The sequence below is a fragment of the Monashia sp. HAY1-5C genome (genome assembly GCF_056755255.1).
In genome coordinates, this window is sequence record NZ_JBPGXG010000737.1 from 1 (window position 1) to 238 (window position 238).

Here is a 238-nt window from a genome sequence, read left to right on the forward strand (position 1 = left end):
AACACCACCGTCTCCGGTGACTTCTCCACCTTCATTCCCTGCAGCCAGAACGGCTACTTCGATGGCAGCTTCGGTCCGCTCATCGTCACTCCGGACCGTCTCCAGCAGATCGACATCGTCGGGGTCTTCAAGGTCGGCACGGGCTCTGCGAGCAAGAGCGGGAGCGATGTCAACATCAACACACCGACGGACGTGTGCGGGCTCACCGTAGCAGCCGTCGAGGGCAGCGCCTTCACCA

1 protein-coding gene is annotated in these 238 nt (G+C 62.2%); it reads left to right on the forward strand.

The window, feature by feature from the left end; all coding sequences use genetic code 11:
- Positions 1-238: hypothetical protein (locus ACR9ZK_RS23365; protein ID WP_481344297.1), on the forward strand; the 238-nt coding region annotated here is incomplete at both ends.